Below are 4,897 nucleotides of genomic sequence, written 5' to 3'. Positions count from 1 at the left end.
TGCCCGCCCCTCCGGGCCCTGACGGCCGGGCCGGCGCACGACGAGGTCCACCCGCCGCACGGCGGGCCCGGTCATCCAGCAGCCGCCGTGGCAGGCCGGCCCGCCACCCGGCCCCGGGCGGCCCCGGCCCCAGCCCGGTCCGGTGCTGCCGCCGCAGCGGCCGCCACCGGTGGCCCAGACCTCCCGCCGGCCCACCCCGGCGCTCCGCCAGGTGCTCATCCCGCCACCTCCGGCACCAGGTGCTCGACCACCACGACGACCTCGGCCACCCGGGTGGCGGTCAGGGCGCGGACATCGGCGCTGATCCGGTCGCGTACGGCGCGGGCCAGGGCGGTGAGATCGGCGGGGAAGGGCAGGTCGACGGCGACCCGCACGGTGACCGGGGCGCTCGGCGCGGACGGGCCGGTCACCGAGACCGTGGGCGGTCCGCCACGCGCGGTCCGGCCCTGCCAGGCCTCGGCGAGCGCCTCCCGGGCGGCCCTGGCGGCGATTCGGGCGTAGACCCGGTCGGCGATCCGCAGCCGGCCGCGCGTGCCGGGCTCCCCGTGCGCGGGCGCAGGGACGAGGGCCGCCATCAACGGCGCCGGTCGCGACTGCGCAGCAGGTCGCCGAGCTCGCCGAGCTCGATGTCGCCCTCCAGCAGACGGCCGACCACGAATCCGACCACCCCCAGCGCGGCCACCAGCAGGAAGGCCGCGAACCCGCCGAAGTATCCGGCGAAGCCCAGGGCCATTCCCACCACCAGGCCGACGATGGCCAGGTTCATGCGTTCCACCTCGTCTTCCGCTGCGGGCTACTTCAGCTTGGGGCGCTGGCCGGAGGAGGCGGGCTCCTCTTCCTCCTCCACGACGTCGGGCTCGTCGGGCAGGTGAACGTCATTGACGGCGATGTTCACCTCGACGACCTCGAGACCGGTCATCCGCTCGACCGCGTCGATGATGTTCTCCCGCACCTGGCGGGCGAGTTCGGGGATGACGACGCCGTACTCGACGACCAGCGCGATGTCGATGGCGGTCTGCTTCTCCCCCACCTCGGCCTTGATGCCGCGCCCGATGCTGCTGCGCCCGCCGGGGACCCGGTCCCGCATCGCCCCGAAGGTGCGGGCGAGGCCGGAGCCGAGGGCGTGGATGCCGCTGACCTCGCGCGCGGCCATCCCGGCGATCTTCTCGACCACGCCGACGGCCAGCGCGGTGCGGCCGCGCTCGGCGATCACCGTCGCGCCGTCGGCGCCCGTCGAGGACGTGGCGGCACCGGCCGAGGGGTTCTTGTGCAGGGTGGCGGGTGTCGGAGTGTCAGGCATGGCTCATCTCCCGTTGTGCGGCTCCAGCTATATCGCAAATCGCTCCAACTCTGGCATTTCGCCACGGTTCCCGCCCCCGGAGCAGCCGGACGGCCGGACCGGCGGAGGGACGGGCGGACGGACGGACGAGCAGAGGGACCGGCGGACGGGCGGACCGGTGGGGCGGGCCGCCGGCCGGAGCGGTCGGCGGACGGGTGAACGGCCGGACGGACACATGGAAGGGCCCGGCCCCGTGGGGTGCCCCACGGGGCCGGGCCTCTCAAGCCTCCGCCGTTCGCAGGGCCCTGCCAGATCCGGAGCACTTTGCAAAGAGTGACTTTGCAAAGTGCCGCCCGGTCGGTCGGCCGCACGAGCGGACACCCACGAAAAGGCCCGGGCCCGTGGGATTTCCCACGGGCCCGGGCCCTCAAGCAGCTGTTTGCAAAGTCCTGCCGGGTCCGAGATGACTTTGCAAAGTCGCACTTTGCAAAGTGAATGGCCGGGCGGCCAGGGGCCAGGCCAGCGGCGACCCGGTGGCCCGGCGGGAACCGCGGTCAGTCGCCGAGGCCGGCCAGGTCGCGCAGCCGGCGGGCCTGCGCCGCCCGTTCGGCCGAGCGCTGCTCGTCGTAGGAGCGGCCGGCGGCGCCCTGGAGCAGGGCCTTGGTCTCGATGACGGCGTTGCGCGGCGCGGCGAGCAGGGCGGCGGCGAGGTCGCGGGCAGCGGCGTCCAGCTCGGCGGCCGGGACGGCGAGGTTGGCCAGGCCGATCGCGGCGGCCTCGGCCGCGCCGACCCAGCGGCCGGTGGCGCAGATCTCCAGCGCCCGGGCGTAGCCGACCAGGTCGGTCAGCGGCTTGGTGCCGCCGAGGTCGGGGACGAGGCCGAGCGAGGTCTCCTTCATGGAGAACTGGACGTCCTCGGCGACCACCCGCAGGTCGCAGCCGAGCGCGAGCTGGAAGCCCGCGCCGACGGCGTGGCCCTGGACGGCGGCGAGGGTCACCAGGTCGGGGCGCCGCCACCAGGTGAAGGCCTCCTGGTAGCCGGCGATGGTCGCGTCGAGCTCCTTGTCCTCGGCGGCGGCCAGCTGGAGGAAGCTGGGCTCGCCGGGGATGCCCTCGGGGCTGAACATCGCGCGGTCCAGGCCGGCGGAGAAGGAGACGCCCTCGGCACGGAGCAGCACCACGCGGACGTTCCCGGGCAGCTCGCGGCCGACGGCGGCGAGGGCGCGCCACATCGCGGGGGACTGCGCGTTGCGCCGCGCGGGCTGACAGAGGGTGACGACGGCGAGGTCGCCGTCGAGCTCCAGGCGAACGCCGTCCTGCTCCCGGCTCGGGGTCTGCGGATCGGTGGCGGGAGCGGTCATGCGGGGACCTCCGGTGGCGAGGGTGCTTGGCTACCGGAGAGTAACAAAACTGACGGCGCAGCGGCAGGGGCCCACCGACGATCGTCGTGCTGCGGTCCGCGACCGGGTCACGGCCGGGCCGCGACATGACGATCGGCGGCCGGTTCGCTCTGGCCGGGGGCGGGCGATCGACGGTCGCCTTCCCGGTCGGCGCCCTGCCGCCGAGTCATCTGTCCGATGAAGTGACGGGGCGTCAGGAACCGGCCCCGGCTGCGGCTTTGTTCTTGCCCCGCGTAGCACCGCCGCGGCCCCGGAGGATCACTCCGGATTCGCTCAGCATTCGGTGCACGAAGCCGTACGAGCGACCGGTCTCCTCCGCGAGGGCACGAATGCTCGCCCCGGAGTCGTACTTCTTCTTGAGATCGGCCGCGAGCTTCTCACGCGCGGCACCGGTTACCCGGCTGCCCTTTTTCAGAGTCTCGGCCACCCGTGCCTCCTCGTAGCGTTGCTCGGTCAGATTCCCATGATCACCCATCCACCGCGTCCTGGCCACCCATTCGACAAGGTCCATGTCTGGAATGGGCGGTCCTGCGGTGGTGATCCGAGCGCACAAGGGCGCTCACGCTGAGTGCACGCCCCCGGAGGTCTACCGCCGTTCGGTGCGAATGGGCTGATCAGCAGCGTGGGCCCGACCACGATCGAGTGGTGGGCTGACGGAAGCTCCTCAAACGGAATGCGCGACCCCTTCATTCCCGGACACGCCGGAAGGAGTAGTTTTTCTGGCGCAGAAAGTGGAGTGAGCGTCTACCGCCGGCCGGACGGGAACACGAAGGCCCGGTCGTCCGTACGGACGACCGGGCCCTGACGTGGCGGAATCAGGCCAGCGTGACCAGGTCGGCGTAGGCCGGGCTCCAGAGGTCCTCGACGCCGTCGGGGAGCAGGATGATCCGCTCCGGCTGGAGCGCGTCGACCGCGCCCTCGTCGTGGGTGACCAGCACGACCGCGCCGCTGAACTCGCGCAGCGCGCCGAGGATCTCCTCGCGGCTGGCCGGGTCCAGGTTGTTGGTCGGCTCGTCGAGCAGCAGCACATTGGCGCTGGAGACCACCAGCGAGGCCAGTGCGAGCCGGGTCTTCTCGCCGCCGGAGAGCACCCCGGCCGGCTTGTCGACGTCGTCGCCGGAGAACAGGAACGAGCCGAGGATCTTGCGGATCTGCACCAGGTCGGTGTCCGGTGCCGAGGAGCGCATGTTCTCCAGCACCGTGCGCTCCGGGTCCAGGGTCTCGTGCTCCTGGGCGTAGTAGCCGATCTTCAGGCCGTGGCCCGGGATCACCTCGCCGGTGTCCGGCTTCTCCACCCTGGCGGACATCCGCAGCAGGGTGGTCTTGCCGGCGCCGTTGAAGCCCAGCACGACGACCCGGGAGCCCCGGTCGATGGCCAGGTCGACGTCGGTGAAGATCTCCAGCGAGCCGTAGGACTTGGACAGCCCGCTGGCGGTCAGCGGGGTCTTGCCGCACGGGGCCGGGTCCGGGAAGCGCAGCTTGGCGACCTTGTCGTTCATCCGGACCTGCTCCAGGCCGGAGAGCAGCTTGTCGGCGCGGCGGGCCATGTTCTGCGCGGCGACGGTCTTGGTGGCCTTGGCGCGCATCTTGTCGGCCTGCGCGTTCAGGGTCGCGGCCTTCTTCTCGGCGTTGGCCCGCTCGCGCTTGCGGCGCTTCTCGTCGTCCTCGCGCTGCTGCTGGTACTGCTTCCAGCCCATGTTGTAGACGTCGATCGCGGAGCGGTTGGCGTCCAGGTAGAAGACCTTGTTGACGACCGTCTCGACCAGGTCGACATCGTGCGAGATGACGATGAAGCCGCCCTTGTAGGTCTTCAGGAAGTCCCGCAGCCAGACGATCGAGTCGGCGTCGAGGTGGTTGGTGGGCTCGTCGAGGAGCAGCACGTCCGAGTCGGAGAACAGGATCCGGGCGAGCTCGACGCGGCGGCGCTGGCCACCGGAGAGGGTGTGCAGCGGCTGGTTGAGGATGCGGTCCGGCAGGCCCAGCGCGGCCGCGATGGTCGCGGCCTCGGCCTCGGCGGCGTATCCGCCCTTGGTGAGGAACTCGGTCTCCAGGCGCGCGTACTTCTTCATCGCGTTCTCCTGGGTGGCGCCCTTGCCGTTCGCCATCCGGTCCTCGTTCTCGCGCATCTTCTTCAGCACGGTGTCGAGGCCGCGGGCGGAGAGGATGCGGTCCTTGGCCAGGACGTCGAGGTCGCCGGTGCGCGGGTCCTGCGGCAGGT

6 protein-coding genes and 1 pseudogene are annotated in these 4,897 nt (G+C 72.1%); all 7 read right to left on the bottom strand.

Annotation, left to right across the window (positions count from 1 at the left end):
- Positions 1-219: pseudogene (locus VR45_RS13895) on the bottom strand (hypothetical protein); the annotation flags it as partial.
- The gene (locus VR45_RS13890) at positions 216-575 is read right to left on the bottom strand and encodes a hypothetical protein (protein WP_045940045.1); all 360 of its coding nucleotides are present in this window, start codon (positions 573-575) and stop codon (positions 216-218) included. The pseudogene VR45_RS13895 and the gene VR45_RS13890, both read right to left, overlap by 4 nt.
- Entirely contained in the window at positions 575-766 is a 192-nt protein-coding gene (locus VR45_RS13885) for a hypothetical protein (protein WP_030398276.1), read from the bottom strand. Before VR45_RS13885 ends, VR45_RS13890 begins: the two co-directional genes overlap by 1 nt.
- Positions 767-793: 27 nt before the next feature.
- The gene (locus VR45_RS13880; RefSeq protein WP_045940044.1) at positions 794-1,300 is read right to left on the bottom strand and encodes an Asp23/Gls24 family envelope stress response protein; all 507 of its coding nucleotides are present in this window, start codon (positions 1,298-1,300) and stop codon (positions 794-796) included.
- Positions 1,301-1,833: 533 nt separating this feature from the next.
- Complete coding sequence (locus VR45_RS13875) at positions 1,834-2,640, bottom strand: enoyl-CoA hydratase/isomerase family protein (RefSeq protein ID WP_045940043.1); 807 nt, start codon at positions 2,638-2,640, stop codon at positions 1,834-1,836.
- A gap of 232 nt (positions 2,641-2,872) precedes the next feature.
- Complete coding sequence (locus VR45_RS13870) at positions 2,873-3,106, bottom strand: helix-turn-helix domain-containing protein (protein ID WP_030398279.1); 234 nt, start codon at positions 3,104-3,106, stop codon at positions 2,873-2,875.
- Between the two features lie 388 nt (positions 3,107-3,494).
- On the bottom strand, positions 3,495-4,897 hold a 1,403-nt coding region (locus tag VR45_RS13865; RefSeq protein ID WP_045940042.1), incomplete at its 5' end, for an ABC-F family ATP-binding cassette domain-containing protein.

It is taken from the genome of Streptomyces sp. NRRL S-495 (assembly GCF_000966955.1).
Taxonomy (GTDB): Bacteria; Actinomycetota; Actinomycetes; order Streptomycetales; family Streptomycetaceae; genus Kitasatospora; species Kitasatospora purpeofusca.
The sequence above is the reverse complement of the archived record's forward strand: the minus strand, read 5'-3'. Positions and strand labels throughout refer to the sequence as shown.